The organism is Bacillus sp. 05T21 (assembly GCF_056396785.1).
On the sequence record NZ_JBFTMD010000089.1, the window covers coordinates 1 to 728 of the forward strand.

Here is a 728-nt window from a genome sequence, read left to right on the forward strand (position 1 = left end):
GGTTCTGGTGCGAAAACTTCAAGATAATTGCAGGTAATCTCTAAATCTTGGACATACTGATACTATTACTCTAAAAAAGGTGCGTGATCAGTATGGAAAAGCGAAATTTATTCAAGTGGAAACATTATCATCATGATATTATTTTGCAAACAGTAAGATGGTACCTACGGTACAACTTGAGCTTTCGTGATTTKGTGGAAATGATGGAGGAACGGGGCTTATTCGTTGCTCATACAACGATTATGCGTTGGGTTCATCAGTATGGTCCTGATCCGTCGTCATCTCAAGCAAACCAATGACTCTTGGAGAGTCGATGAAACATATATCAAAGTGAAAAGTCAATGGATGTACCTGTATCGTRCTGTCGATTCGAAAGGAAATACCATTGATTTTTACCTAAGCAAAGCAAGAAACCACAAGGCTGCAAAGCGATTCYTCAAGAAAGCTTTGCAGTCTTTTCATATTTCTGAGCCTYGTGTCGTGACAGTAGATAAGAATCCAGCTTATCCTATAGCAGTTGAAGAATTGAGAAAAGAAAAAAAGATGCCATTAGGCATCCAACTAAGGCAAGTGAAATATCTCAATAACATAGTGGAACAAGTTCATCGGTTTATTAAAAAGCGGGTTCGTTCGATGTTAGGATTGAAATCCTTTCGCACAGCTACATCCATTCTTTCTGGAATAGAAGCTATGCATATGGTGAAAAAAGGGCAACTTGTTTTATTGGA

Annotated in this window: 1 pseudogene; it reads left to right on the top strand. The window is 38.3% G+C overall.

Annotated elements, in window-relative coordinates:
- Positions 1 to 92: 92 nt before the first annotated feature.
- A pseudogene (locus AC1DKZ_RS32855) lies at positions 93 to 728 on the top strand (IS6 family transposase); the annotation flags it as partial.